Annotated in this window: 24 protein-coding genes; 3 read left to right on the top strand and 21 right to left on the bottom strand. The window is 50.6% G+C overall.

Features of this window, described 5'->3' with window-relative positions; translation table 11 throughout:
- Positions 1-2: 2 nt before the first annotated feature.
- From prpF to C2M36_RS09865, 5 genes are all read right to left on the bottom strand, one after another.
- Positions 3-1178 (bottom strand): 2-methylaconitate cis-trans isomerase PrpF, encoded by a 1176-nt coding sequence (gene prpF / locus C2M36_RS09885; protein ID WP_442792649.1) that lies wholly within the window; start codon positions 1176-1178, stop codon positions 3-5.
- 57 nt (positions 1179-1235) lie between these two features.
- Positions 1236-3827, bottom strand: a complete 2592-nt coding sequence (gene acnD, locus C2M36_RS09880; protein WP_105254776.1) for a Fe/S-dependent 2-methylisocitrate dehydratase AcnD — start codon at positions 3825-3827, stop codon at positions 1236-1238.
- A gap of 78 nt (positions 3828-3905) precedes the next feature.
- Positions 3906-5030 carry a bifunctional 2-methylcitrate synthase/citrate synthase gene (prpC, locus tag C2M36_RS09875; protein ID WP_105190724.1) on the bottom strand — a complete coding sequence of 375 codons (1125 nt, stop codon included), beginning with the start codon at positions 5028-5030 and terminating at the stop codon, positions 3906-3908.
- Between the two features lie 35 nt (positions 5031-5065).
- On the bottom strand, positions 5066-5944 hold the full coding sequence (prpB, locus tag C2M36_RS09870) for a methylisocitrate lyase (RefSeq protein WP_105254775.1): 879 nt from the start codon (positions 5942-5944) through the stop codon (positions 5066-5068).
- A gap of 30 nt (positions 5945-5974) precedes the next feature.
- A complete protein-coding gene (locus C2M36_RS09865; protein WP_234399146.1) occupies positions 5975-6658 on the bottom strand; it encodes a GntR family transcriptional regulator in 684 nt (227 codons plus the stop codon).
- A 241-nt stretch (positions 6659-6899) separates the two neighbouring features.
- On the opposite strand from C2M36_RS09865, the gene rsmF reads away from it, so the two are divergent.
- A complete protein-coding gene (gene rsmF / locus C2M36_RS09860) occupies positions 6900-8354 on the top strand; it encodes a 16S rRNA (cytosine(1407)-C(5))-methyltransferase RsmF (RefSeq protein WP_105254807.1) in 1455 nt (484 codons plus the stop codon).
- A gap of 317 nt (positions 8355-8671) precedes the next feature.
- Here the strand turns inward: rsmF and C2M36_RS09855 are convergent, their stop codons facing one another.
- From C2M36_RS09855 to yceD, 14 genes are all read right to left on the bottom strand, one after another.
- Positions 8672-10513 carry an alkaline phosphatase D family protein gene (locus C2M36_RS09855; protein WP_234399145.1) on the bottom strand — a complete coding sequence of 614 codons (1842 nt, stop codon included), beginning with the start codon at positions 10511-10513 and terminating at the stop codon, positions 8672-8674.
- Between the two features lie 20 nt (positions 10514-10533).
- Complete coding sequence (locus C2M36_RS09850; RefSeq protein ID WP_105254773.1) at positions 10534-11313, bottom strand: TatD family hydrolase; 780 nt, start codon at positions 11311-11313, stop codon at positions 10534-10536.
- 34 nt (positions 11314-11347) lie between these two features.
- Positions 11348-11674: a PilZ domain-containing protein gene (locus tag C2M36_RS09845; protein WP_105190729.1), complete on the bottom strand. Its 327-nt coding sequence runs from the start codon at positions 11672-11674 to the stop codon at positions 11348-11350.
- Positions 11675-11687: 13 nt separating this feature from the next.
- On the bottom strand, positions 11688-12587 hold the full coding sequence (gene holB, locus C2M36_RS09840) for a DNA polymerase III subunit delta' (RefSeq protein WP_105254772.1): 900 nt from the start codon (positions 12585-12587) through the stop codon (positions 11688-11690).
- Positions 12587-13210: a dTMP kinase gene (gene tmk / locus C2M36_RS09835; protein WP_105254771.1), complete on the bottom strand. Its 624-nt coding sequence runs from the start codon at positions 13208-13210 to the stop codon at positions 12587-12589. Before tmk ends, holB begins: the two co-directional genes overlap by 1 nt.
- On the bottom strand, positions 13200-14189 hold the full coding sequence (gene mltG, locus C2M36_RS09830; protein WP_105254770.1) for an endolytic transglycosylase MltG: 990 nt from the start codon (positions 14187-14189) through the stop codon (positions 13200-13202). The genes tmk and mltG overlap by 11 nt, the downstream gene beginning before the upstream one ends.
- Positions 14186-14998, bottom strand: a complete 813-nt coding sequence (pabC, locus tag C2M36_RS09825) for an aminodeoxychorismate lyase (RefSeq protein WP_105254769.1) — start codon at positions 14996-14998, stop codon at positions 14186-14188. Before pabC ends, mltG begins: the two co-directional genes overlap by 4 nt.
- A gap of 82 nt (positions 14999-15080) precedes the next feature.
- Positions 15081-16319: a beta-ketoacyl-ACP synthase II gene (gene fabF / locus C2M36_RS09820; RefSeq protein WP_105190734.1), complete on the bottom strand. Its 1239-nt coding sequence runs from the start codon at positions 16317-16319 to the stop codon at positions 15081-15083.
- Positions 16320-16403: 84 nt separating this feature from the next.
- On the bottom strand, positions 16404-16640 hold the full coding sequence (gene acpP / locus C2M36_RS09815) for an acyl carrier protein (protein WP_010374019.1): 237 nt from the start codon (positions 16638-16640) through the stop codon (positions 16404-16406).
- 243 nt (positions 16641-16883) lie between these two features.
- Positions 16884-17630, bottom strand: a complete 747-nt coding sequence (fabG, locus tag C2M36_RS09810) for a 3-oxoacyl-ACP reductase FabG (protein WP_105200470.1) — start codon at positions 17628-17630, stop codon at positions 16884-16886.
- Between the two features lie 12 nt (positions 17631-17642).
- Entirely contained in the window at positions 17643-18572 is a 930-nt protein-coding gene (fabD, locus tag C2M36_RS09805) for an ACP S-malonyltransferase (protein ID WP_105254768.1), read from the bottom strand.
- Positions 18573-18639: 67 nt separating this feature from the next.
- Entirely contained in the window at positions 18640-19686 is a 1047-nt protein-coding gene (gene plsX / locus C2M36_RS09800; RefSeq protein WP_105254767.1) for a phosphate acyltransferase PlsX, read from the bottom strand.
- An 11-nt stretch (positions 19687-19697) separates the two neighbouring features.
- Positions 19698-19868 carry a 50S ribosomal protein L32 gene (gene rpmF / locus C2M36_RS09795; RefSeq protein WP_105190738.1) on the bottom strand — a complete coding sequence of 57 codons (171 nt, stop codon included), beginning with the start codon at positions 19866-19868 and terminating at the stop codon, positions 19698-19700.
- A gap of 10 nt (positions 19869-19878) precedes the next feature.
- A complete protein-coding gene (gene yceD / locus C2M36_RS09790; protein ID WP_105254766.1) occupies positions 19879-20403 on the bottom strand; it encodes a 23S rRNA accumulation protein YceD in 525 nt (174 codons plus the stop codon).
- A gap of 120 nt (positions 20404-20523) precedes the next feature.
- Here yceD and C2M36_RS09785 point away from each other — a divergent pair, with 120 nt between their 5' ends.
- On the top strand, positions 20524-21111 hold the full coding sequence (locus C2M36_RS09785; RefSeq protein ID WP_105254765.1) for a Maf family protein: 588 nt from the start codon (positions 20524-20526) through the stop codon (positions 21109-21111).
- Between the two features lie 23 nt (positions 21112-21134).
- Here the strand turns inward: C2M36_RS09785 and C2M36_RS09780 are convergent, their stop codons facing one another.
- Together C2M36_RS09780 and rluC are read right to left on the bottom strand one after the other, a co-directional pair.
- Positions 21135-21785: an HAD-IA family hydrolase gene (locus C2M36_RS09780; RefSeq protein WP_325050539.1), complete on the bottom strand. Its 651-nt coding sequence runs from the start codon at positions 21783-21785 to the stop codon at positions 21135-21137.
- Entirely contained in the window at positions 21769-22731 is a 963-nt protein-coding gene (rluC, locus tag C2M36_RS09775; RefSeq protein WP_105254764.1) for a 23S rRNA pseudouridine(955/2504/2580) synthase RluC, read from the bottom strand. The genes C2M36_RS09780 and rluC overlap by 17 nt, the downstream gene beginning before the upstream one ends.
- A 635-nt stretch (positions 22732-23366) precedes the next feature.
- Between rluC and rne the strand changes: the two genes are divergently transcribed.
- Entirely contained in the window at positions 23367-26624 is a 3258-nt protein-coding gene (gene rne, locus C2M36_RS09765; RefSeq protein ID WP_105254762.1) for a ribonuclease E, read from the top strand.
- Positions 26625-26676 lie beyond the last annotated feature (52 nt).

Genomic DNA, 26676 nt, shown 5'->3' with positions numbered 1-26676 from the left:
GTCTACTCGCCTAATTCAGGCTCTGGTACTCGCACCCAGCCTTCCATTAAGCGGCGGGCACTGCGGCTCATACTGACGCTGTGCACTTCAACCTGCCCCGCATTCATATTCACCGAGGCACCCACTTGCAATGTGCCCGAAGGGTGACCAAAGGTCAGTGACTGACGAGCCACACCACCGGCGGCAAGATTCACCAAGGTGCCTTCAATAGCGGCGGCGGTGGCGATAGCAACGGCGGCCGTGCCCATCATGGCATGGTGCAGTTTGCCCATAGACAGGGCACGAATTTGCACGTCTATATCCGCTCTATCAATGTGCTTGCCACTGGAGGCCACATAGCTGCTTGGCGGTGCCACCATAGCAATCTTCGGCGTATGCTGACGGGTTTTCGCCTCTTCAATATCGCTGATCAGCCCCATTTGCACCGCACCAAAGGCACGAATGCGCTCAAAGCGTGCCAATGCCTGCTCATCATTATTGATATCGTCTTGCAACTCGGCCCCGGTGTAACCCAGTTCACTAGCATTCACGAAAATCGTGGGGATACCGGCATTGATAAAGGTCGCTTGTAGCTCGCCCTCGCCCGGCACGACTAGAGTATCAACCAGATTACCCGTTGGCAGGACCGCACCATCACCGACAGGCGATAAAAAGTCGACTTTGACCTCGGCGGCCGGAAAGGTCACGCCATCGAGTTCGAAGTCACCAAGCTCTTGCACCATGCCATCGCGCATAGGCACATGAGCGATGATGGTTTTATGGATATTGGCCTGCCAGATCCGCACTTCGGTGATACCGTTTTCGCAAATGCGTGCTGCATCCACCAAGCCGTTATTAATGGCAAAGGCACCCACCGCAGCGGTTAGGTTGCCACAATTGCCGCTCCAATCAATAAAGGGCTTGTCGATGGCGACCTGGCCAAACAGGTAGTCAACGTCATGATCCGCTTTATCGCTTTTCGATAAGATCACCGTTTTACTGGTACTGGATGTCGCCCCGCCCATGCCATCGGTATGTTTGCCGTAGGGATCCGGGCTGCCGATGACGCGCAAAAGCAAGGCATCGCGATAGGCGCCCGGCTGCTGCGCTTGTGCTGGCAAATCTTGCAGCGCAAAGAACACCCCTTTACTGGTGCCACCGCGCATATAGGTTGCCGGTATTTTTAGCTGTTGTGTCATTATTAACCTCAAAAAAAGGTGAGATCCCATCACTAATGGGAGCCCACCTTTTGCAATTTATACTGAGCCTTCAAGGAAGTCCTGCGCAAAACGCTGTAATACACCGCCTGCACTGTAGATAGACAATTCCTCTTGGGTATCAAGGCGACATTTAGTGGTAATGGTCAGCTGCTCACCATTGGCTCGGGTGATCTGCACTTGCATGTCGGCACCCGGTGCTGGCTCGCCTAACACCGTATAGGTTTCGCTGCCATCGAGGTTGAAGGTCTTGCGGTTTTCACCCGCTTTAAACTCCAGAGGTAACACACCCATACCAATCAGGTTGGTACGGTGAATACGCTCGAAACCTTCGGCGATGATCACTTCCACCCCCGCTAGGCGAACGCCTTTGGCTGCCCAGTCACGGCTTGAACCCTGACCATAGTCGGCACCGGCAACGATACATAACGGCTGCTTACGCTCCATATAGGTTTCAATGGCTTCCCACATGCGGGTAACCTGGCCTTCTGGCTCAATACGCGCCAGTGAGCCCTGCTTCACCTCACCGTTTTCATCGCGCACCATTTCGTTAAACAGCTTCGGGTTAGCGAAGGTTGCACGTTGCGCCGTTAGGTGGTCACCACGGTGCGTGGCGTACGAGTTAAAGTCTTCTTCAGGCAGACCCATTTTCGCCAAGTATTCACCCGCCGCACTGCTGGCCAGAATCGCATTCGACGGCGACAAGTGGTCGGTGGTGATGTTGTCACCCAGCACCGCCAGCGGACGCATGTCTTTCATGGTGCGTGGTGCCGCCAGTGCCCCTTCCCAATAAGGTGGACGACGAATATAGGTGCTCATTTCGCGCCAGTCGTACAAGGGGTTGTTCTTTTCACCGTAATCCACGTCTAAATCGAACATGGGTTCGTACACCTGGCGGAAGTGCTCAGGCTTCACGCTCTTGGCAATAACCGCATCGATTTCTTCGTCGCTTGGCCATAGATCCTTCAGGGTAATAGGCTGACCTTGCTTATCGTAGCCCAGGGCATCTTTTTCGATATCGAAACGTATGGTACCGGCAATGGCATACGCCACCACCAATGGCGGTGAGGCCAGGAAGGCTTGTTTGGCATAGGGGTGGATACGGCCGTCAAAGTTACGGTTGCCAGAGAGTACCGCAGTCGCATACATATCGCGCTCAATCACCTCTTGCTGAATTTTCGGGTCCAGGGCGCCACTCATGCCGTTACATGAAGTACAGGCAAAACCCACCACACCAAAGCCCAGGGCTTCCAGTTCAGGCAATAGGTTCGCTTCTTCTAAATAGAGTTTCACCGCTTTAGAACCTGGCGCCAGTGAGGTTTTCACCCAGGGCTTGCGCACCAAGCCAAACTTATTGGCGTTACGGGCTAATAAACCTGCGGCAATCACGTTACGCGGGTTAGAGGTGTTGGTACAACTGGTAATCGCCGCGATAATAACCGCGCCATCCGGCATCAGGCCTTCTTCTTGCTCAACATGCTTGGCGATACCACGGGCTTGCAAGTCCGCCGTCGCCAAACGAGCATGCGGATTTGATGGACCGGCCAGGTTACGACCCACAGATGACAAATCAAAGCTTAATACGCGCTCGTATTTCGCACCCGTCATGGCATCGGCCCACAAACCAGTTTCTTTGGCGTACTGTTCAACCAGCTTAACCTGCTCGTCTTCACGACCGGTCAGTTTCAAATAGTCGATGGTTTGCTCATCGATATAGAACATGGCCGCCGTGGCACCGTATTCCGGTGTCATATTCGAGATGGTGGCACGATCGCCCAGGGTCAGATGCGAGGCACCCTCACCATAGAACTCAAGGTAGCTGGAAACCACACGCTCTTTACGTAGGAATTCGGTTAACGCCAGTACGATATCGGTGGCGGTAATGCCCGGCTGCGGCTTACCCGTCAACTCAACACCGATAATATCCGGCAAGCGCATGTAAGAGGCACGACCCAGCATCACGCTTTCGGCTTCAAGACCACCCACACCCACGGCGATTACGCCCAGCGCATCAACATGCGGGGTATGACTGTCGGTACCTACCAGGGTATCCGGGAAGGCCACGCCATCACGTACCTGGATCACCGGCGACATCTTCTCCAGGTTGATCTGGTGCATGATGCCGTTACCCGGCGGGATCACATCAACGTTTTTAAACGCTGTTTTTGTCCAGTTAATAAAGTGGAATCTGTCTTCGTTGCGACGGTCTTCAATGGCACGGTTCTTTTCGAACGCGTCTGGGTCAAAGCCCGGTGCTTCGACCGCCAACGAGTGGTCAACGATCAATTGAGTTGGCACTACTGGGTTTACCTTGGCCGGATCGCCGCCTTTGGCAGCAATGGCATCACGCAGACCGGCAAGATCCACCAGCGCCGTTTGACCAAGAATATCGTGACAAACTACGCGCGCCGGGAACCAAGGGAAATCATGCTCGCGCTTGCGATAAATAAGTTGCTCAAGGCTTTGCGTTAAATCTTCTGGGTTACAACGGCGAACCAGGTTCTCGGCAAGCACTTTTGAGGTGTAAGGCAAGCCATCGTAGGCACCTGGCTCGATTGCATCAACCGCCGCTCGGGTATCGTAATAAACCAGCTCTGAGCCCGGCAGCGTCTTACGGTATTGGGTATTCATAATCTTCTCTACATTGCGAATGGATGTGGTGCGCCAACGAATGTGCCGCACCGACAGGCAAGGTGGCTAAGCCGTAGCTTAGCGCTCGCTTAGCTCGGGCACTGGACGCGCTTCTGGGCCGATATAACCCGCACTTGGGCGGATAATACGGTTGTTAGCACGCTGCTCTTTCACGTGTGCAGTCCAGCCCGTTACGCGACTCATTACAAAGATAGGCGTAAACAATTTGGTTGGAATGCCCATAAAGTGATAGGCCGACGCGTGGAAGAAATCGGCATTACAGAATAGCTTCTTCTCGCGCCACATCACTTCTTCACAACGTACAGACACAGGGTAAAGCACATCATCGCCTACCTCTTGGGCCAAACGCTCTGACCATTTTTTGATGATCACATTACGCGGATCGCTTTCGCGGTAAATCGCATGACCGAAGCCCATGATCTTCTCTTTACGCTCAAGCATGCCCATCAGCTCCTGCTCGGCTTCATCGGCATTGCTGAAGCGCTCAATCAGTTCCATCGCTGCTTCGTTGGCACCACCGTGCAATGGACCACGCAGTGAACCGATAGCACCGGTTACACATGAATGAATGTCAGACAATGTTGACGCACATACGCGGGCGGTGAAGGTTGAGGCGTTAAACTCGTGCTCTGCATAGAGAATCAAAGACACGTTCATCACATCGGCAAACAACTGCGATGGCGCTTTGTCATGCAACAGATGCAGGAAGTGAGCGCCCACCGAATCGTCATCGGTTTCAACTTCGATGCGCACGCCATCGTGGCTAAAGCGGTACCAGTAACAGATGATGCTTGGGAAAATAGCAACCATGCGGTCGATGGCGTCATTGGCCTGGTCGAAGTCGGTTTCCATTTCCAGGTTACCTAGCATAGAACAGCCGGTACGCATCACATCCATTGGGTGGGCATCTTTTGGAATGGCCTCTAGCACGGTTTTAAGTGCCGCCGGTAGGCCGCGCAATGATTTAAGTTTGGCTTTGTATTCAACCAGCTCACCCGCGGTAGGTAGCTCGCCGCGCGAAAGTAAAAAGGCCACTTCTTCGAACTGTACTTTATCCGCCAGTTCACTGATGTCGTAACCACAATAGGTTAGGCCCGAACCTGTTTTACCTACCGTACAAAGGGCTGTTTGACCCGCTTCTTGACCGCGCAGACCCGCGCCACCTAATGCTTTATCTACCATAATAATTCTCCTGAATTTTTCCTGTTGAAACTCGGTTACTTATTCTTGCCTTCGGCAAAAAGGGCATCGAGTTTTTGTTCGTATTCGTGATAGCCAAGATAATCGTATAGCTCCATACGAGTTTGCATGGTGTCTATTACGGCTTTTTGATCGCCGTTCGCTAGAATCGATTTGTACACATTTTCTGCCGCCTTATTCATGGCACGGAATGCCGACAATGGGTAAAGCACCATGTCCACGCCCCACTCGCCTAGCTCTTTGCAGTTCCACAATTCGGTTTTACCGAACTCGGTGATGTTGGCCAGAATTGGCACGTCTAACGCGTCGGCAAAGGCGCGGTAATGCTCTTCGGTTTGTACCGCTTCGGCAAAGATACCGTCGGCACCGGCGGCCACATAAGCCTTGGCACGTGCAATAGCGGCTTCTAAGCCTTCTTGGGCAAATGAGTCGGTACGGGCCATGATGAAGAAGTCTGAGTCGGTACGGGCATCCACCGCCGCTTTAATACGGTCGACCATTTCTTCAACGGGAACGATTTCCTTATTTGGGCGGTGACCACAACGCTTTTGCGCCACCTGATCTTCGATGTGCACCGCAGCGGCACCGGCTTTTTCCATATCGCGGATGGTCTTGGCAATATTAAATGCACCGCCCCAACCCGTGTCGATATCCACCATTAGCGGTAAGTCGCAGGCCGAGGTAATACGCTGTACATCGGCAATCACATCGTTCAATGAAGTCATGCCTAAGTCAGGCAGACCGTATGAGGCGTTGGCCACGCCACCGCCGGACAGATAAATAGCTTGGTGGCCTAGTTGTTTGGCCATCATGGCACAATAAGCATTGATAGTGCCAACAATCTGCAATGGCTGATTGGCCGTTAATGCGTCTCTAAATTTTTTTCCTGCGGACATTGTAAACTCCTGCTCTGTGAACTGTTGCGGTTATTGCGCCGCGTTAAATTTGTTTTCTATGTTATTCATTGAATAGCTGATATGTCGCTTCATCAACATCTCAGCCAATTCGCCATCACGATTTTCAATGGCGTTAATAATAGCCAAATGCTCGTCAAATGCTTTGGAAACTCGAGGGCCCGTCATCCCCATTTGCACTCGGTACATGCGAATAAGCTGATATAAATCGTGAATTAGCAAATTAAATAGGTGCTCGTTTTTCGAGCCCTTAATGATGCGGTAGTGAAAATCCAGGTCGCCGGCCTCTTGGTAATAGGACTCCCCTTCTTTCACTCGTTGCTCATTGAGGTGCTTGTTTAACAAGGCTTTAATATTGGCAATTTCCTCGTCGGTCATGTTCTGTGCGGCAAGCCGACAGGCCAAACCCTCGAGGGCGGCACGCACCTGATACACCTCGATAAGGCGCTCTGGCGTCAAGGCCACCACGCGACAACCCACATTGGCTTTGCGCTCAACCAGATTACAGGCCTCTAAACGGTTTAGGGCATCACGCAGGGTTGCGCGCGATACACCATAGCGTTTTGCCAATTCCGGTTCGGAAATTTTCGACCCCTGTGCCACGTCTCCCTCAACGATGGCGCGGCGCAGCTCCACAAAAACTTGGTCTACTGCGGTTGTCACCTGGTTTTGCGGTTCTATTGATTCATTAGTCACGGATTGATTGCTCACGCCTTTCTCAAATTGTCGACAATCTTGGCACCTACTATGGGAGAGGATGGGGATATTGTCAACCGTAGCCAGTCTGTATTGTCGACATAAATTCTATTTATACCTGCTAAGATTAGTGCTTTGTGTGGAATTGAAACAAAAATGTCGACACTTTAAAAACATCGGCATTCACTATGGTGATGCGATACACTATGGCCAGATTATTTGCCCGTCATTGTCCATATCTATGAACATCAATACCTATATCCCCGAAGCTTTTATTGATGATGTTAAAAGCTATTTGCCTGAACACCTTGAACTAGAAGACTTTATCAACGCCTGCCAAACCCCGCTTAAAAGAGCGGTGCGAGTTAATACGTTAAAGATGTCGACCGAGGAGTTTGAGCAAATATGTAACCAGCGCCGTTGGCATATCACCCCGGTGCCTTGGTGTGAAGAGGGTTATTGGCTAACCCGTCCAGAGCAAGAAGAAGAGTCCCTGCCTTTGGGCAGAACCGATTTGCACTTAAGTGGCTGCATCTATGTACAAGAGGCCAGCTCCATGCTGCCACCTACGGCACTTAAAGAAGCATTGAACCATGCCTTAGGCGAAGCCCATACGGTACTGGATATGGCTGCGGCCCCAGGCAGTAAAACCTCACAATTGGTGGCCATGCTCAACAATGAGGGCTTTTTAGTTGCCAATGAATATTCATCGTCACGGCTCAAGGCTCTCAGTGCGACGCTTAAACGCATCGGCGCCCATAATGTTGGGCTCACGCATTTTGATGGCGCCGTATTTGGCGATTATATGCCGGAGATGTTCGACGCCATTTTATTGGATGCACCCTGCTCTGGCGAAGGCACAGTGCGTAAAGATGCCGATGCGTTAAAAAACTGGTCGCTGCAATCGAATATCGATATCAGCGAGGTACAAAAGTCGCTGATAAAAAGCGCTTTCCACGCCCTTAAAGTGGGCGGCACCCTAGTCTACTCCACCTGTACCCTGACCCCGGTAGAAAACCAGGCCGTGTGCCAGTATCTGCTCGACGAATTTGCCGGCTTAATCGAAGTTGAGCCGCTGAATGATTTGTTTACCGATGCAGAAAAAGCGGCAACAAAAGAGGGTTATCTGCATATCTGGCCACAGATATTCGACAGCGAAGGCTTTTTTATTGCCAAGTTTAAGAAAACCGGTGCCAAGGCGGTAAGCGAGCCAAAAAGCAAAAAAGGCGCTTTCCCTTTTACGCCAATGCCAGCAAAGCAACTGCAAGAATTTATGCAGTATCTTAAAAAGCAGTTTGGGATAAAAGCCTTACCCGGCACCCTGTATGTCCGCGATAAAGAAGTATGGCTGTTCCCGGATGCAGAGAATGTGCAGTTGTTTGAGGCGGTTAAATACTCCCGCATCGGTATCTTGATTGGCACCACACACAAAAATGGCGTGCGACTTGAGCATGAGTTTGGCAGTTGCCTAGGGAAACTGGCCACGAAAAACACCGTTGAATTAACCGCCGAGCAAGGCGCCGACTACTTTAATGGCAAAGATGTACGCCTTAGCGAGCCAAGTTCGGCCCAAGGTGAAGTGATCATACGTTTAAACGGAGCCAGCGTCGGTCTGGGGAAGTGGCAAAAGAACAAAATCAAAAACTCCCTTGCCCGGGATCTGGTCCTGGATGGACGGTTAATAACTTGGGAATAACTTGGGTATAAAAGCAGCAAAAACCAGTCTGTTTTTTTTACAGTTTTTCACAAAAGTTTATAACACACTGTTTTTAAAGTTAATTTAATCGTTCAGATTTATTTCACTTTTTGCACTGCGTTAACTACAATTAAGAAGACTTTCGCTTCTCCCGTATGAATGTGAACAGTTTATTTAGTTAGCGCACGGCTCATCAAGAGCCATTCCCCTAGGCCCAGGACAATGCGGATTCGTCCTGGGCGTTTTTTATTCCTTTTGAAAATTTTCACCATAAGTTTCAAGCTGTTGCGATAAATTATTGCCACTTTTTTGTGACCTTAATCGAGTTCATACTCGGTGCAGCTGCCGTCGCTGTGCAGCAGCCGATAGCGGTTTAGCTCGCCCTGCTCCAACTCAATCAGACTGATCGCCGCCTGACTCACCAAATGTTTCTGCGGACCCGTGGTGGTATCGTGCTTATCGACCTTCATTTGCCAACGTTTGGTAAACATATTCAAGGGGCTGCGCGGCGAGTAGAGTATGGAGTCAAGCTTATCCAAAAAGTTGATCAACTTACGAGGAAACTCATTCTTAATGCCACTGGCAGTCAGCTGCCAAATACGGTTGTCGCGCTCGCCAAAGCGCGCCTTGACGGAGAAGCAAAAGGAATAATGCACATCGCCGGAAAGAATGATGGTTTCTTCCGGTGTTTCTAAGCGCCGGAAGATATCGAGTAACTTTTTCGCCGAGCCCTCATGGGCCATCCAGTTTTCACAATCCACCATTAAGGGCTTACCGCACAGGGTAAACAGCGCCTGTATCGCCTCGATGGATTTAACCCCAAACACTGGCGCCGGGGAAACCAGCAAAACCTTGTCGCAGCCTTCCAGGGTGCTCTCTAGCTCTAATAGTCGCTCCCAGTCCAAGAGGCCGGATGGCTCATTAAAGTCCTGCTCGTTTCGCCACCTATGGGTACGGGTATCGAGCACCACGACCTTAGGTACGGTGGGGAGCTCATAATGCCAGTAATCGTAATGCAGCAAGGGCTTATAGCCGCCCTTCAAATGCCAATTATTATCTTGCAAGGCGTCATTGACTAAGGAGAAAAAAGGCCAGTCCTGTTTCGCATCCGTATTCCCCCAGCCCTGAAACAGGGCGTAGGCCAACATGGCATTGCATATTATGCCGCGGCTGGCGCCATGGGTATACACCGCTTGCTCCCAATTAGCGGTGAGGTTCCAATCATCGGTGACGTCATGATCGTCGAAAATCATTAAGGTGCTGGTGTGCGCCAACAACCGCGCCACCTGCCCTTGGCTGGCGGCAAATTTACGCAAATGCTCGCGCTCGGCACTAAACACTTCCTGCTGGGGATGCTCGGCGGCGAGCTCTAGCCGGGCAAAATCGACCAGTTGCCAACTTGCGGCGCTAAAACTCAACAAATACAGCGCAATAAATTCTTCGAAATGAATTAAATGGTTGGCACTTTTAATGCTGCTAAAGTGGGGCTCGTCTTTGCGCAGCCAATAGCCGCTGTGCCACTTTGACAGTTTTTGCCAAGGCTTTTTCGGCAGCAACTCGGCGCGCCGATAGAGCTCGTCGACCACCTGCTCGCTCGTAGTCAGCAAGGGCATGGATTCGGTGTAAATACCCAGCTTGGCAACCAACTGATGAATAGCCAGTAACATGGGACCAGCCACATCATCGGCATACACCTGATCGCCAGAGAGCAACAACAACTGCGGACGTTGAACCTCATTTTCTTGCGCTAGGGAGCACGCCAGCAATTCATCTGCCTGCACCAGGGCATCGTCACTGTAATGATGGGGATTGCGACAAGAGCCATGTAGCACTGAGTGAAGTTGCTGAGGTATTAATAACGTCGGGCTGGCGTGACCGGGGTAGCAAAACGCACTTAAATCTATGCGCACGAGGCCATCAAACAGCTCGTAGGCGATGGCCAGGTCCGTAGCAAAGGTCCCTTTGCGTGGCGTAAGGGTCAGGCTGTAAAGGTACAAGTGCTCGCCAAGACGGCACATGTCTACCTGCTGATACAGCTCGACGCCGCTTAGCTCTAATCGTGGGTTGATCGCCTTAGAGGTCGCCAGCTGCAGGCGAATAAGCTCGGGCTCGGCGCGACGAAGCAAAGGGCCAAGCAGGAGCAGAGGAAGTTCTGTCACAATATTGGCCCCATCAATCCTTAGCGCCTGTTAATACCGTTAAATAAACGATAGAAGTTATCCGTAGTAGCGTTCGCCAACTCTTTATAGCTCACCCCTTTGAGGTCGGCAATAAAGTAGGCCACATCCTGTACATAGGCGGGTTGGTTGGTTTTACCGCGATGCGGCACCGGCGCCAAATAGGGTGAGTCGGTTTCAATCAGCAAGCGCTCCAGAGGCACCTGCTTAACCACCTCTCGCAACTGCTCTGCATTACGGAAGGTGACGATGCCTGAAATGGAAATATAAAAACCCAGATCCATGGCCTGTTTCGCCATGTCCAGGTCTTCGGTGAAGCAATGCAGCACCCCACCACAACGCTCGGCATTATGCTCGCGCATCAAATTTATGGTGTCGGCTTTGGCGTCTCGGGTATGAATAATCAGCGGCTTATTCAGCTCATTGGCCACCTGAATATGGCCGACAAAACTCTCTTGCTGAACCTGCTTAGTTTCACCACTGTAGTAGTAATCCAACCCGGTTTCACCTATGGCAACCACCTTGTCATGCACCGCCAAACGGCGCAACAGGTCGATATCCAAAGCATCTTTTTGATCTAACGGGTGCACCCCGCAAGAAGCGGAGACATCGTCGAAGGCAGCAATTTTTTCCAACATCTGCGGAAACTGCTGCAAGGTTACGCTCACACATAAAAAGTGTTCTACATCCTTGGCGCGAGCCTGAGCTAATACACTCGGCAAATCCTCGCCGAGTTTATCGAAGTCCAACCTGTCTAGGTGGCAGTGGGAATCTACAATCATGAGTTACTGCAATGTGAATGTAAGGCCGAAGGCCTTACATGGTGTATGTGGGGTGGCCGGAGTTTAACAAAGTCCCGAGCATCTTTTCGATTTTGTCACGCAGGTGCACTTTGTCGTCAATAAAACCGATGCCGATACCTGGCGGGTTTGAGCTTTGCGCGCCGATTGGGGTCACCCACACTACCTTGCCCGTCACCACCTCTTCCTCGAGGGAGTCGGGTAAGCTCACGCGCAACGCCAAAGACTGCCCCATTTCATAGCTCATGTTTGTGCGTACAAACAAACCACCGGTTTTTAGATAAGGCATATAACAACGATATAATTCATCCAGATCGTCTAATTCTACAAGTAGCTCTTGCACAACGGCTCCTTTGTTATCCTAATTCTTGTTTTAACACACGCAACAGCTGTGCCAGTGCTAAAGTCATATTAAGTCCTGGGGTCTGCGTTACCTGTTCACTAAAGTGTTGTAACTGCCTATAACAGCGTTCAAAAGCCGCAAAGGGCAACCCCTGCTGGGACCTGTGTAATAGAAACTGGCTTACGAACAGCCTAAAGATAGCAATATATTGTGAGTTTTGCGTCAAAATATCAACCAGCTTTTGTTCGTTAACCGCTAATTGCTGCTCATACAGCGCTTGGTATAAGCTTTGGATTTGCCCCAGCTCGTCGTTTTCTTGCCATTGGCGCAACAACAAGGGCTGAGTTTTAAAGTGCACGGCAAAGGGCTGCTGTATGGCTTCATGGGCATACTGTTGCAACCAGGCATCCAAATGAGCATCGTCTTGCACCGAGATCTGTTGCTTGGCGCAGCGGCTTAAGATGGTGGCCGATAAATTAGCCGTACCTGGGCTAAGCAACCACAAATAACAATGGTTATTAGGCTCTTCCAGGGTTTTTAACAGGGCATTGCTGGCGGCCACGGTCATACGCTGGGCATTAGGAATAATCACGCATTTGGCGCCGCCTTGCTGGGCACTGTGTTGGACAAAGTCGCTGATGGCGCGTATGGCATCGACACCTATGCTGCTTCCCTCTCCACTGAGCATAAGTAAGTCTGGATGCGTCCCGGCAGCAATTAGTTTGCAGCCCTTGCATTGGCCACAAGGGTGCATTTGTTCGGCCTGCTCACACAGTAAGGCCTTACATAACTGCTCAGCCAATACGCCTTTACCCACGCCCTCAGCGCCATAAAGTAAATGGGCATGGTGCAATCGCCCCTGTTGCTGCTGTTGGGCATATTGCTGCTGTACATTGCTAAGCCAGGGGTACATTATTGCTCCGCTAAGAAGGGCACCAGCACATCGGCCAAAGCCTGATGCACTTGCTCCATGCTTTGACTGGCATCGATTATATGAATGCTGTCATCTGCATGCGCCAAGGCCAAATAACGCTCTCGCGTGCGCTCAAAAAACGACAGGTCTTCCTGTTCGATGCGATCCAGCTCACCCCGACCACGGGCTCGCTCAAGGCCTAGGGCCGGCTCGATGTCGAGATACAAGGTCAAATCCGGGCGTAGCCCGTCTAGGACATAATTGCCAAGAAAACGCATCACCTCGGCATCGACCTCTCGGCCCCCGCCCTGATAAGCCTGAGACGATAAATCGTGACGATCGCCAAGCACCCAGGTGCCCTGCATCAGCGCCGGGCGAATTACATTTTCCACCAATTGAGAGCGCGCCGCATACATTAGCAGCAGTTCGGTTTGGGTGCTCACCTGCTCGTCCTGGCATTCTTTTACCACAGTTCGCAATTGTTCTGCCACCGGGGTGCCGCCTGGCTCTCGAGTGGTGATAAAATCAACACCCGCTTTCGTTAATAGCTCGGCACAGACCTTCATGGCGGTGGACTTACCACTGCCCTCTAGACCCTCAATCACAATAAACTTAGCTGTCATTTGCTCTTCTTAACTGATACTGGCGCACTGCGCGGTTATGATCCGCCAGTCGCTTTGAAAATTGATGGCTGCCATCGCCCTTGGCGACAAAATAATAATAATCCGATTGCGCTGGCTGCACCGCTGCCAACAAGGCTTTTCGCGATGGCATGGCAATAGGCGTTGGTGGCAAGCCATTGATACGATAGGTGTTGTATGGCGTGGTCTGACGCAAATGAGCACGGGTAATGTCGCCATCGAAATCGGGGCCGATACCATAGATCACCGTGGGATCCGTTTGCAAACGCATGCCCTTGTTTAAACGATTTACGAACACGGACGCAATGAGTGGACGCTCGCCGGCAACCCCGGTTTCCTTTTCGATAATCGAGGCCAAGATCAAGGCCTCATAGGCGCTCTGCAATGGCGTGTTATCGTCGCGCTGCTGCCAGATTTCGGCCAACTGCACTTCCATCTTGTTATAGGCCCGTAAAAGGATCTGCTCAGCATCTTCATGGGCATGATAATGATAGGTATCGGGAAACAACTTACCTTCGAAGCGCTCATCCAGAGGCTGATTATTAAAGCTATCGCCCCATTGTAATGGCGTATCTACGTATTCTGCTTGAGCCAAACGTGCCAGCACCTGGCGTAAATTATCGCCTTCGATAATGGTGAAGCTGAACTCATGCTCCAACCCCTGACTGATCTGCCTAAAGGCGCTCAGTGCGGTACCCGGTACCAACTGATACACGCCGGCTTTTAAATCGGTGAGGCTAGGATCGAGTTTGGCGAGCACCTGCAGCGGCCAACACTCGTCGACCCATTGCTTGCTCTGCCACTGACGGCATAACTGATTAAACCCTGTGCCACTGGGAATTTCCACCAACTGCGTGTGACCAATATTAAAGGGCGCCTGCATGGCTTGGCGCAACTGGTAGTATCCGGCCGCAGTAAGCACTAACGCCAGTAACACCACACTGGCAATGACCCTTATCATACCTTGATCCCTTGTTTTACTAACAGGCTAAGCGCAATATCGAGGTTGTAATCATGGTGGGCGATGCGGGTAATAGGCACCAGCTCCATCAAGCTATTACAGCAGAACACCGCATCCATCGACAATACCTGGGCCAAATTAAGCTGACAACTGATTATTGGCAGGCGTTGTTGCAGATGCGTTAAATACACCCCCTGTATCCCAGCCTGCTCTAAGCTTGGCGTATACCACTGCCCTTGCTTGTACACCAGCAAATTGGCACTGGAGGTTTCAATCACCTTGTCTGTGGTATCTAGCACCAGTAAGTCATCACTGCTCTGCTGTGCCGCTTCTTGCTTAATAAAGACCTGCTCTAGACGATTGAGGGTTTTCAAACCGGCCAACAAGGGCTGTTGCGCCAAGCGTGTTTTGGCGACAGAGAGGCTCAGGCCCTTTTGCGCTATCCCCTGATAGGCACTCGGGTAAGGCAACAGGCTAAGCACGCGTGTGGGCTGCACATCACTGGGGGGAGCATAACCTCGCCCACCACTGCCTCGGGTATACAACACCTTGAGTACCGCGGGCTCCTCGGCAAGGGCCTGGTTACTACCAAGCAGCTGAGTCACATCCTGCTCCAGGGCAACAAAATCCAATTCCCCAAAACCCAAACGTCGAGCACATTCACTTAAACGAGCGCGGTGTAAGGGCCAAAGCTGAACCTGGCCGTCGACCACTTTGGCGGTGGTAAAAAAACCATCGCCGTAGTTTAAGCCACGATCCTTAATATCAATCAGGTGCCCCGGCTGGCCATTTATAATAGTTTTAGTCATAAAAAAAGCTCGGTCATAACCGAGCTTATGTTACCAGCTTAGTCCCAACTTGGTCTATGCTGGTAGGCAGTTGATTTCACAGTTAGATCTTTTTAAATAACAGTGAGCCGTTGGTACCACCGAAACCAAACGAGTTACACAGCGCATAGTCTAGTTTTACATCGCGCGCGGTGTGGGCAATGTAATCCAGATCACAGCCCTCGTCCGGGTTATCCAAGTTGATGGTCGGCGATACTTTTTGGTCTTGCAGTGACAGCACTGTGATGATTGATTCTACCGAACCGGCGGCACCAAGTAGGTGACCCATCATAGACTTAGACGAACCCACCATCACCTTGTCGGCAGCGGCACCGAAGATGCTCTTAACCGCACTGGTTTCGGCCTTATCGCCCGCTGGCGTTGAGGTACCGTGAGCATTGATGTAACCCACTTGCTCGGCATTGATACCCGCATCTTTAATGGCATTGGCCATAGCAAGTGCCGCACCGGCGCCGTCTTCAGGCGGCGAGGTCATGTGATAGGCATCACCACTCATGCCAAAACCTACCAGTTCGGCATAGATTTTCGCACCACGGGCCTTGGCGTGCTCATACTCTTCAAGTACTACAACACCGGCACCATCAGAAAGCACAAAACCGTCACGGTCTTTATCCCAAGGGCGTGACGCCGCTTGTGGATCATCGTTACGCGTTGACAAGGCACGTGCAGCGCTAAAACCACCCATGCCCATAGGCGTAGAGGCCTTCTCGGCACCACCGGCAACCATGGCATCCGCATCACCGTAGGCGATCATGCGTGCCGCATGGCCTATATTATGCAGGCCGGTTGTACAGGCGGTAACGATAGAAATGTTCGGTCCACGCAGGCCCTTCATTATAGAAAGGTGGCCTGAGATCATATTGATGATGGTTGACGGCACATAAAATGGCGACAACTTGCGCGGCCCAACATTTAAAAGTTTTTCATGGTTTTCTTCGATCAGTGTCAAGCCACCGATCCCTGAGCCCACAGCAACACCAATACGTTCGGCGTTGGCGTCAGTGACTTCCAAGCCAGAATCGTCCAGCGCTTGTAAACCTGCAGCGATACCGTACTGGATAAATAAATCCATTTTCTTGGCATCTTTCTTCGCCATGTATGCTTCGGCATCAAAATCTTTGATTAAACCAGCAAATTTGGTCCCGAAATCTGTTGTATCGAAATGGGTAATAGCACCAATGCCACTTTGTCCATTCAATAAGCCCTGCCAGGTTGACGCTACATCATTACCCAGCGGCGTAAGCATACCTAAGCCAGTAACTACGACTCGACGTTTAGCCACGGTGTCCTCCAAAAAGGGAATAAAAGATGGGGGTCTCAGATAGACTAAGGGCAGCGAATGCTGCCCTTAAAAGAAATGCGTGGATTACTCAGCGTGAGCTGTAACGTAATCGATAGCAGCTTGAACTGTAGTGATCTTCTCAGCTTCTTCGTCTGGGATCTCAGTGTCAAATTCTTCTTCTAGCGCCATTACTAGCTCAACAGTATCAAGAGAGTCCGCACCTAGATCATCAACGAAAGACGCTTCAGACTTTACTTCTTCTTCTTTAACACCTAGTTGCTCAACGATGATTTTCTTTACGCGTTCTTGGATGTCGCTCATTCTTCTTTCCTTTATTTAAACGCTACTGCGTTATTTTTTCAGATTGCGGCGTAGTTTACGCAGCATATTTGTCTGATTCAAGGATTTGCCCAGAGTTTTTTGTCTGGTCAAACCTCTATGAATATAAAGTTGCACTTTTATCGCCCATTTTCACGGCGATTTCAAGTATGTTTAAAGCAAGATCACAAAAACTTCAATCTTTTTAGTCGAGTTTTTGCGACCTTTTTTGGCTCAGCCTGAGCCTTAAACCATATACATCGCGCCGTTAACGTGCAGAGTTTCGCCGGAAACGTACGCTGCCGCGTCAGACGCTAAATAGCATACGGCCGCTGCAATTTCGTTTGGTTGACCAAGACGACCCGCCGGTACATTGGCAAGTGTTGCCGCTTTTTGCTCTTCAGTCAGCTCGTCGGTCATATCGGTTTGGATAAAGCCAGGTGCCACCACGTTTACTGTGATACCGCGTGACGCCACTTCGCGCGCCAACGACTTAGAAAAACCAATGACGCCTGCTTTCGCAGCCGCATAGTTGGCTTGACCGGCGTTACCCATGGTGCCCACAACCGAACCTATGTTGATAATACGGCCAGACTTTTTCTTCATCATAGGACGCAATACCGCTTTTGACAGGCGGAAGATAGACGACAAGTTAGTGTCGATAATATCCTGCCATTCGTCATCTTTCATGCGCATTAGCAGATTATCGCGGGTGATACCGGCATTGTTTACCAATACATCAATGTCACCTAGGTCTGCTTTAATTGCAGCTAGGGTTGCTTCGATTGACTCGGCATCGGTCACGTTCAGCTTGTAGCCTTTACCGTTCTCACCAAGGTAGGCAGAGATCTTCTCAGCACCACCGTCACTGGTCGCCGTGCCAGCAACCTTTGCGCCTTGCGCGACCAATTGCTCAGCAACCGCTTTACCAATACCACGGCTTGCACCTGTTACTAGGACTACCTTGCCCTCTAGGGAAAATAAATTTGCCATTTTTGTTCTCTTTTATTTAGCTGCGTCTACGCTGGCACTGTCATTAACAGCGCTGCAAGCAACAGATTTATCAATTCGTTTTACCAGACCCGTTAACACCTTACCTGGACCAAATTCAAAGGCCTGAGTCACACCCATTTTAGCGATGGCTTGTACGGTTTCAGTCCAGCGGACCGGGCTATAAAGCTGACGTACCAAGGCATCTTTGATGGCTTCAACGTCCTGCTCAGCGGCAACATCAACGTTGTTGATCACTGTGTAGGCAGGGGCGTTTAATGCTAATGCATCCAAGTCGCCTTTAAGCTGCTCGGCGGCAGGCTTCATCAGCTCACAGTGAGAAGGTACACTTACCGCAAGAGGCAATGCACGCTTAGCACCGGCTTCTTTACAGGCTTCACTGGCGCGATCGACGGCTTCTTTATTACCGGCAATCACCACCTGACCCGGTGAGTTGTAGTTCACCGGAGCAACAACCTGACCTTGCGCGCTGTCGGCACAGGCTTTAGCGATAACATCATCGTCTAGACCTATGATGGCCGCCATTGAACCAACACCCGCTGGCACGGCTTGCTGCATATATTGACCACGGTTTTCTACCAGCTTAACACCCTCGGCTAGGCTCATGACACCAGCACATACCAGCGCCGAGTACTCACCCAGGCTGTGACCGGCTAGTACCACTTCTTGCTCTGCACCGCCTTGCTGCTGCCAATGACGGAAAATAGCCACAGACGAACACAGTAACGCTGGCTGCGTACGGTGTGTTTGGTTGAGCTCTTCTTCTGGACCGTTCAGTACCAGTTCCGCCAAGTCATAGCCAAGGGCTTCTGAGGCTTCCGCAAAGGTGGCTTTAACTACTTCTGACTCGCTCAGTAGCTCGGATAACATGCCAACGCTTTGTGAGCCTTGACCAGGAAATAATATTGCGATTTTTTCAGACATATGCTGCTCTTTTCGTATTGTTTTAGCGATGTTCGCGAATTTTGGCAGGCATTAATGAGGAGGGAGTTTACGAGTTTTCTGAGCTCGTATCTGGCGTTGGCTCGTTCTCAGCGAAGGCCGCTTGAATTTTCTCGGGCAACTGCCGTTGCACTTCCTTAACAGCCTCATTAATTGCCGCTAGAAATGCACTTGCCGATGCATTTCCATGACTTTTAACCACTATACCGCGCAATCCTACCAAAGATGCGCCGTTATACTGGTCGGGGTTCACCTTTTTATAGATCTTTTTTATGACAGGCATAAGTAATAGCGCCAAACCGCGATAAAGCAAGTGCTTTTTCAGGGCCTTAGTCATCTTATGCATGATCAGTTTTGCAATTCCTTCACAGGTTTTCAGTGCCACATTGCCAACAAAGCCTTCACAGACGATCACGTCGGCCTTACCACTGAAAATATCACTGCCCTCACTGTAACCCGTGTAATTAATGGTATTACAGCGACTCATCAACTGGGCTGCCTCCTTGATACCCTCATGACCCTTAATGTCTTCGGAACCGATATTGAGCAAGCTGACCTTAGGGTGTTCAATATCCTGCACCTCGCGTGCCACCACAGCGCCCATGATCCCGAATTGATACAGGGTATGGGCATCGCAATGAACATTGGCGCCAAGATCCAATAAATAAACGGGTCGCTTGGTTTCGGTAGGTACCGAGGAAATAAGCGCCGGGCGTTTGATGCCTGGCAGCATTTTCAGTACGTAGTGAGCAATGGCGAATAACGCCCCGGTGTTGCCGGAGCTCACACAGGCCTGGGCTTCCCCGGACTTAACTAAATCAAGGGCCACACGCATAGAGGCATCTTTTTTATTGCGCAACGCATACGCCGGTTCATCGGCATTGGTGACGATTTGCGTACAATGTTTGATTTTTAAACGTGGGTGCTGCAGCGCGTCTAAACGGGAAAGCTGCTCTTGAATTAGCGTTTCATTACCGCAGAGGATCAGGGTAAGTGATGAATGGAGGTGGACCGCTTCAACTGCGGCTGGGATAGATGAACGGGGGCCGTAATCGCCCCCCATCATATCTAACGCAATGGTTAGACTGCGTTGCATAAAGCAATCTCTTACTTAGAAATTACTTTAACGCCTTTGTAGTAGCCGTCTGCAGTGATGTGGTGACGACGGTGAGTTTCACCAGTCACTTTATCAACTGTTAGAGCTGGACCACTGATCGCATCGTGTGAACGACGCATACCACGTCTTGCACGAGACTTCTTGCTTTTTTGTACCGCCATTAGCCTTCTCCTAAGAATCTTTCTTAAGTTGTTTCAAAATTTCAAATGGATTTGGTTTTTCATCTTCTTCGTCGATTTTACCAAAGCTTTTTTGTTGCTCTGAGTAACGACAAGATGCTTCGTCATGCATAGGCACGATAGGAATGGCCAAAATCAACTCATCTTCAACTAATTGTCGAACGTTGACTTCTCCGTTCTCATCTAGCTCCACAAGATCGTAGTAATCAGGGAGATGATCTGACTCTGCACCCATGCCAACCGGCGTATACGCAAAGTCTTGTTCCAAATCCAACCCAAACTCTTCATTACAACGCTGACAAATAAGGGTTGCTCGGGCCTTTAAAGAACCACTTAGCACAGTTAAACCTTGTTCATCCTGCTTGCAATGAATTTGTACCGCTACTTCACCACTTTTATCCAGCACAACTTGCTCGAATCGAGAAAGTTCTTCAAACATCACCACGCCATCATAACTTAGCTGACGTTGTGCTGCCCTGCCCGGATCAAGGGTGACGGGAATCTTCACCTTTTGCATAGGGGCTGCATCATATAGATAGTTATCATTAGAGTCAAAATAAAATTCGACTTTCCTTTTGTTTTTCGCCCGATTGCGCCGTATTCTAGGGTCGATATTTAACAATTCGATGATCGGGCAATGAAAACAGCTTTTATCTTAGCCTCAAGTTCGCCTTTTAGGCAGCAATTATTAAAAAAAATTATCCCTGAATTTCACCATTTTTCACCCGAAATTGACGAGTCAGCCAAAGCCGACGAAAAGCCGGAGCAACTGGTACGCCGTTTGGCGCTGGAAAAAGCCCAAACCGCCCGCAACCTTTATGGTAACGGGCTTGTTATTGGCTCAGATCAGGTGGCTCTGCATAATGGTGATATCCTCGGCAAACCACACACAGTAGCCAAAGCCGAAGCGCAGTTGGCTCGTTTTAGCGGCGAAAAAGTCACCTTTTTAACCTCTTTAGCCCTGCTCGACATAGAAACGGGCAAAAATACGGTAATAGTCGAGCCCTTTGAAGTTCATTTTCGCCATTTAAGCGCCGAGCAAATACGTCTTTATGTGGCCAAAGAGCAACCGCTTAATTGTGCCGGCAGCTTTAAAAGCGAAGGTCTGGGAATATGTCTTTTTGAGGCGCTGAAGGGCGATGACCCCAATGCCTTGGTTGGCCTACCATTATTACGTCTCAATCAACTGCTGTTAGATTGGGGCATAGATCCGCTGGCGCTGTAACTGCGCCAGCCTTAAGACGGCGCTTAAAACAGCGCCAACAACTCCCGATAGCTGTTCACGGTCGCCTTGGGACTAAAAATTTCCAGTTCATCCTTGGTGTGCACCCCAAAGGTCACGCCGATACTATCAACCCCGGCATTGGCTGCCAACTGCATATCGATTTGCGTATCCCCTATCATCACCGCCTGCTCAGGAGACAATTGATAGAAGGCAAGAATGTGCTCCAGCATTTCAGGATGAGGCTTGGATTGGGCCTCACAGGCGGTGCGGGTAATATCAAAAAAATGCGCCAGGCCGGTTTCGACCAATAATCTGTCTAACCCCTTACGGCTTTTGCCGGTTGCCACCGCCAAAGCATAGCCTTTATTCTTTAGTGCCGTGAGCGTGCTTGCAACATCATCAAACAGCGGCGTCGGCGTGGTATCGACGGCTAAATAATGATGCTTGTATTGCTCCTCGAGCGCCTGATGAAACTCGCTATGCTCAGGAAACAAGGTTGCTACCGCGGTATCCAGGCTCAGGCCGATGATATTCTTTGCGCTGATGGGGTCTGGCTCGGGCACGCTGAGCGAGCGTGCCGCACTTTGCAGTGTTGCGACTATTTTCGGCACCGAGTCCATAATGGTGCCGTCCCAATCGAATATAAGCAGCTCTTTATTAGGTATTTTGCTCACGTAAGCGTCCTAAACAATGTTCCAACGCCGCATCTAAAGGCGCTTCCAATGCCATAGTGGTTTCGTTTTTAGGGTGGAAAAAACGCAGCTCGCGGGCATGCAAAAATAGGCGGTTAAAGCCCTGAGCGCGCATCTGCGCGTCAAAGGCCTGGTCACCATATTTATCATCACAGGCAATAGGATGCCCTTTACACTGGGTATGCACACGAATTTGGTGCGTTCGCCCGGTCACCGGCGAAGCCTGTACCAAGGAACAGTTTTCGAAGCGTTCTAACACCCGAAAACGTGTGTGCGAGGCCTTACCACGCTCATGATCAACACGCACCACCCGTTCACCGGATTGCAGTGTGTTTTTATTAAGCGGTTCATTCACATTGCGCACCTTGGCGTCCCACTGCCCTGCTACCAAGGCCCAGTAATTCTTTTCCATGGTTTTTTCGCGCAGTTGCTCATGAAGGGATTTCAACACAGAGCGTTTTTTCGAAATAAGCAGGCAACCCGAAGTATCTCGGTCTAATCGATGCACCAGCTCCAGGCTTTTATCGTTTGGACGCAGGGCGCGCAAGGCTTCAATCAAACCAAAGCTTAAGCCGCTACCACCGTGCACCGCCATACCGGCAGGTTTATTGATCACGATAAGGTACTTATCTTCATACAAGATAGCATCTTCTAACTTGCTCACCTTATCCAGGTTAGTAGGTATCGGCTGCTCTGTGCGTTCGGCAATTTTAATCGGCGGAATACGCACCGTGTCACCGCTTTGCAATTTATACACAGGCTTGACACGTTTTTTGTTCACTCGCACCTCGCCTTTACGCAAAATCCGGTACACCGCACTCTTTGGCACCCCTTTGAGTTTGGTTATCAAAAAGTTATCTATGCGTTGCCCGCTGTAGTCTTCATCAACGGTTACAAAGCAAACCTGGGTGCCAATCGTCTCTTTCATTACCTAATCACTGATTTGAGTCATAATTTAGTTGCTTCTGCAGCGGTTTTAGTGGGATAATCGCCCTTGTAAAACCTGTGCATAACACAAGATTTTACATCACCTTTGGTTTCGACCAAAACTTGCGTGCAACACATTCTGGGAATGGCGATCATACAGATTCGAGCTCGTATTTCCACAGCTTTATCACCCAGAAACCACGTGAATGCAGTGACAAACAATGCGCGTAATAGATTGTTTGCTTGGCTGCGACCGCAAGTGGTGATTAGCCCATATGGGCATAATAGGAAACGAAAATATAGAACATTAGGTCTTTTGCGCGCTGTTTCAGCAATAAAATGAACGCCCGCGAACGACATGTAATTAAACAAAATCATAATGCTATCGACCACCATTTGGTGTATCGGTAAACGACTATTACCTTGTTGCGTCGCTTGTCAGCTATTGCTGACGGCAAAAACTTAAGATGTGGTGTAGTGGCCTTTATTTTTTGCCAAACCACCCGCCAAGGTAAATTTAAAACGTTAAGCTTTTTCGTTAAAAGCCCAGTCGTGAGACTGCACCTAAGACATAAGAAGAGCGCCGAATTACCCAAGTTAGGTCGGGCACTATGTACAGAATTTAAGAGTAACAATATGAAACGCATGCTAATCAATGCGACGCAGCAAGAAGAAATGCGCGTAGCACTGGTTGATGGCCAGCGCCTGTACGATCTAGATATCGAAAGCCCTGGACACGAACAAAAAAAAGCAAACATCTACAAGGGTAAAATTACCCGTATCGAACCTTCTCTTGAAGCCGCTTTTGTTGACTACGGCGCCGAACGCCATGGCTTCTTACCACTTAAAGAAATTGCCCGTACCTACTTCCCTAGCGGTTATACCTTTAGCGGTCGTCCTAATATCAAGGATGTAATCAAAGAAGGTCAGGAAGTAATTGTTCAGGTTGATAAAGAAGAACGCGGCCAAAAAGGCGCTGCGCTGACCACCTTTATCAGTGTGGCCGGTAGCTACCTGGTATTGATGCCAAATAACCCTCGTGCCGGCGGTATTTCTCGTCGTATCGAAGGGGATGAACGTGCCGAGCTCAAAGAAGCACTGAGCCGTTTAGACCTGCCTAAGGGCATGGGCCTAATCGTACGCACCGCGGGCGTAGGTAAATCATACGAAGAGCTTGAGTACGACTTAAAAGCCCTACTGGTGCACTGGCAGGCAATTAAAGATGCTGCCGACAGTGGCAAGGCACCTTTCTTAATTCACCAGGAAAGTAATGTTATTTTCCGTGCTATTCGTGACTATCTGCGTCGCGACATCGGTGAAATCCTGATCGACAAGCCGCGTGTATTCGAAGAAGCAAAAGCCCATATCGAACGCTTCCGCCCTGATTTTATGAATCGCGTGAAGCTGTACCAAAATGATGTGCCGCTGTTTACGCATTATCAAATTGAAAGCCAAATCGAGTCTGCCTTCCAGCGCGAAGTGCGCCTGCCTTCTGGCGGTTCAATCGTAATTGACCCAACGGAAGCACTGACCTCTATCGATATCAACTCGTCAAAAGCGACCAAGGGTAGCGATATCGAGGAAACCGCACTCAATACCAACCTTGAAGCGGCCGATGAAATCGCCCGTCAGTTACGCCTGCGTGACCTGGGTGGTTTGATTGTTATCGACTTTATCGATATGACTCCTCCGCGCCACCAACGTGAAGTAGAAAACCGCCTTAAAGATGCGGCGCGTCAAGACCGCGCCCGTGTGCAGATCGGTAAGATTTCTCGTTTTGGCCTGTTGGAAATGTCACGTCAGCGCTTGCGTCCGTCATTGGGCGAAGCAAGCCAAGGCAGCTGTCCACGTTGTAGTGGTCAGGGCACCATTCGTTCGAATGAGTCAATTGCCCTGTCTATCCTTCGTCTAATCGAAGAAGAAGCAATCAAAGACAATACCGCTCAGGTTAATGCTCAGGTGCCGGTTGCCGTAGGCGCCTACCTGCTGAACGAAAAGCGCCGCAGCGTGCAGCGCATCGAAAAACGTCACAACTGTGATGTGGTGATCATTCCTAATCAGCATATGGAAACACCGCATTACGAAGTCGTGCGCTTACGTAAAGACGAAACCCTGGAAGCGGCAAGCTACGAGCAAATCATTGAGCCAGAGCCGGAAGCAATCGAGTATTCTCGTGCGCCAGCCTCACCACAACGTGAAGAGCCGGTGCTCAAGGGCGTGGTCATGCCACACGAACCCGCACCTGTGGCTCAGCCTAAAGCTGCTAGCAATAAAGCCAAGGCCCCAGAACAACCTGGCCTGCTTGAGCGCATCGGCAAATGGCTAAAAGATCTGTTTGGTGGTGAAGAGCAAGCCGAACAAGATAAAAAGCAAGGTAAGGGTGAAGAAAAAGACCGCCGCTCAGGTGAGCGTCGTCGCAACAACCAGCGTCGTCGCAGCAATCAGTCGCGCAACCGCGGCAAAGGCCCGCAGCAAAAAGGCGGTGAAAAGCCAGAAGCTGAGAAGAGCGAAAGCAAGGAGCAAAATCGCAGCGATGAGCGCGGCGGCCAACGTGGTGGTCAGCGCAGCAACGAGCGTGATGACAATCGTGGCTCGGATAACCGCAATAAACGCCGTCGTTCGCAAAACCGTCGTCGCGATAACCGTAACGAGAGCGCTGAAACGCTTAAAGACACCAATGTTGAAGCGAAAGACGAGCAACAACAAGAGCAGGAGCAAAAGCCTAAGCAGCGCCGCCAACGTCGCAACCTACGTAAGAAGGTACGCGTGCCAAATAAAGCACAGGCCGAGCAAACGCTTACAAGCGAAACTGCAACCGCTGTCGTTGAGCCTGCAGTAGATGCTCAAGAGCAACAAGCAGCGCCGGTTGTTGCAGCAACTCAAGACGTTGCTGTGCAAGAACAGCAAGCTGATGCAGCACAAGAAAAGGCTTCACCAAAAGCTGAACCTAAGCCTGCACCTAAGGCAGAGCCAAAAGCCGAGCCTGCAGCTCAGATGGAAAACGCCAACGCTGAGACGCAAGAAGGTGAAGAGCAAGCCGAGGGCGAAAAAGAAGGCCGCACTCGCAGCCGTCGTTCACCACGCCACCTGCGCGCCGCCGGTCAACGCCGTCGTCGTGAAAAGCAAGAAGGCGAAAGCGATAAGGCCGCCTTTATTCCGGTAGCCGATCAGGCCATGGCGGAAGAAGCCAAGCAAGACACTGCACCGGTAGCCGCGACACAAGAGCAATCTGCCGAGCAGTCGGTTGCACCTGTGGTTGAACAAGCGGCCGTTGAAGCTGCTCCAGCACCAAGCCAAGAGAGCCCAGAGCCTCAAGCCGAAGTGGTTGCAGAAACTGTTGAGCCACAAGCTGAAGAAGCGGTTGTTGAAACGCCTGCGACTAGCAGCGAAGAGCCGGCAGAGGAAGCAGTCGCCGAGCAAGACGAAGCGAAACCGGCCGAGACTGAAGCTGAAGCTCCAGTTGAAACACTTGCTGAGACTGCTGTCGAGACTAATGTCGAGAGTGCCGTCGAAACAGTTGTTGAAACACCAGCCGAGCCAGCTCAAGAGGAAAAGGCTGAAGTTGTCGCTGAACAAGCACCTGTTGCGGAAACTGCAGAAGCCCCTGAGGTCGAAGCAGAGGTTACAGCAACGGCCGAGCCAGTAGCTAACGCCGTACGCGCAATCGGTCACGCCTCTGCGCCTATGACACAGCCGGTAACCCAAGCCATGCAACCTCTGGGTGAATTGCCACAGCCAATGCCAGCTGAGCAGCGCACCGCAGTGGTCAACAGTGGCTTGAAGCCAGGTTCAGTTGCACCTGTACACCATGCATTCTGTGGTGCGGCGACGCCAAAAGCCCCACAGATTGCCGCTGAGCCGGTGCCTGAAGTAGCTCAGGCTGATGCTGAGTAATTAAGGTAAACGTAAAAAAGCCGCTGAAATCAGCGGCTTTTTTTATGTCTTT

This window comes from Pseudoalteromonas sp. T1lg75, assembly GCF_002964705.1.
Lineage (GTDB): Bacteria > Pseudomonadota > Gammaproteobacteria > Enterobacterales > Alteromonadaceae > Pseudoalteromonas.
Note: the sequence above shows the minus strand (reverse complement) of the source record. Positions and strands in the feature narration are given on the sequence as shown.

Excerpts from the sequence above, each read along its gene's own strand:
- rpmF (WP_105190738.1), bottom strand. The coding sequence starts at position 19,868 with ATGGCGGTACAAAAAAGCAAGAAGTCTCGTGCAAGACGTGGTATGCGT.
- mltG (WP_105254770.1), bottom strand. The coding sequence starts at position 14,189 with ATGATAAGGGTCATTGCCAGTGTGGTGTTACTGGCGTTAGTGCTTACT.
- prpF (WP_442792649.1), bottom strand. The coding sequence starts at position 1,178 with ATGACACAACAGCTAAAAATACCGGCAACCTATATGCGCGGTGGCACC.
- rne (WP_105254762.1), top strand. The coding sequence starts at position 23,367 with ATGAAACGCATGCTAATCAATGCGACGCAGCAAGAAGAAATGCGCGTA.
- acpP (WP_010374019.1), bottom strand. The coding sequence starts at position 16,640 with ATGAGCGACATCCAAGAACGCGTAAAGAAAATCATCGTTGAGCAACTA.
- prpB (WP_105254775.1), bottom strand. The coding sequence starts at position 5,944 with ATGTCCGCAGGAAAAAAATTTAGAGACGCATTAACGGCCAATCAGCCA.
- yceD (WP_105254766.1), bottom strand. The coding sequence starts at position 20,403 with ATGCAAAAGGTGAAGATTCCCGTCACCCTTGATCCGGGCAGGGCAGCA.
- acnD (WP_105254776.1), bottom strand. The coding sequence starts at position 3,827 with ATGAATACCCAATACCGTAAGACGCTGCCGGGCTCAGAGCTGGTTTAT.
- C2M36_RS09785 (WP_105254765.1), top strand. The coding sequence starts at position 20,524 with ATGAAAACAGCTTTTATCTTAGCCTCAAGTTCGCCTTTTAGGCAGCAA.
- fabG (WP_105200470.1), bottom strand. The coding sequence starts at position 17,630 with ATGGCAAATTTATTTTCCCTAGAGGGCAAGGTAGTCCTAGTAACAGGT.
- holB (WP_105254772.1), bottom strand. The coding sequence starts at position 12,587 with ATGTACCCCTGGCTTAGCAATGTACAGCAGCAATATGCCCAACAGCAG.
- fabD (WP_105254768.1), bottom strand. The coding sequence starts at position 18,572 with ATGTCTGAAAAAATCGCAATATTATTTCCTGGTCAAGGCTCACAAAGC.
- tmk (WP_105254771.1), bottom strand. The coding sequence starts at position 13,210 with ATGACAGCTAAGTTTATTGTGATTGAGGGTCTAGAGGGCAGTGGTAAG.
- rsmF (WP_105254807.1), top strand. The coding sequence starts at position 6,900 with ATGAACATCAATACCTATATCCCCGAAGCTTTTATTGATGATGTTAAA.
- plsX (WP_105254767.1), bottom strand. The coding sequence starts at position 19,686 with ATGCAACGCAGTCTAACCATTGCGTTAGATATGATGGGGGGCGATTAC.
- rluC (WP_105254764.1), bottom strand. The coding sequence starts at position 22,731 with ATGAAAGAGACGATTGGCACCCAGGTTTGCTTTGTAACCGTTGATGAA.
- pabC (WP_105254769.1), bottom strand. The coding sequence starts at position 14,998 with ATGACTAAAACTATTATAAATGGCCAGCCGGGGCACCTGATTGATATT.
- C2M36_RS09850 (WP_105254773.1), bottom strand. The coding sequence starts at position 11,313 with ATGATTGTAGATTCCCACTGCCACCTAGACAGGTTGGACTTCGATAAA.
- prpC (WP_105190724.1), bottom strand. The coding sequence starts at position 5,030 with ATGGTAGATAAAGCATTAGGTGGCGCGGGTCTGCGCGGTCAAGAAGCG.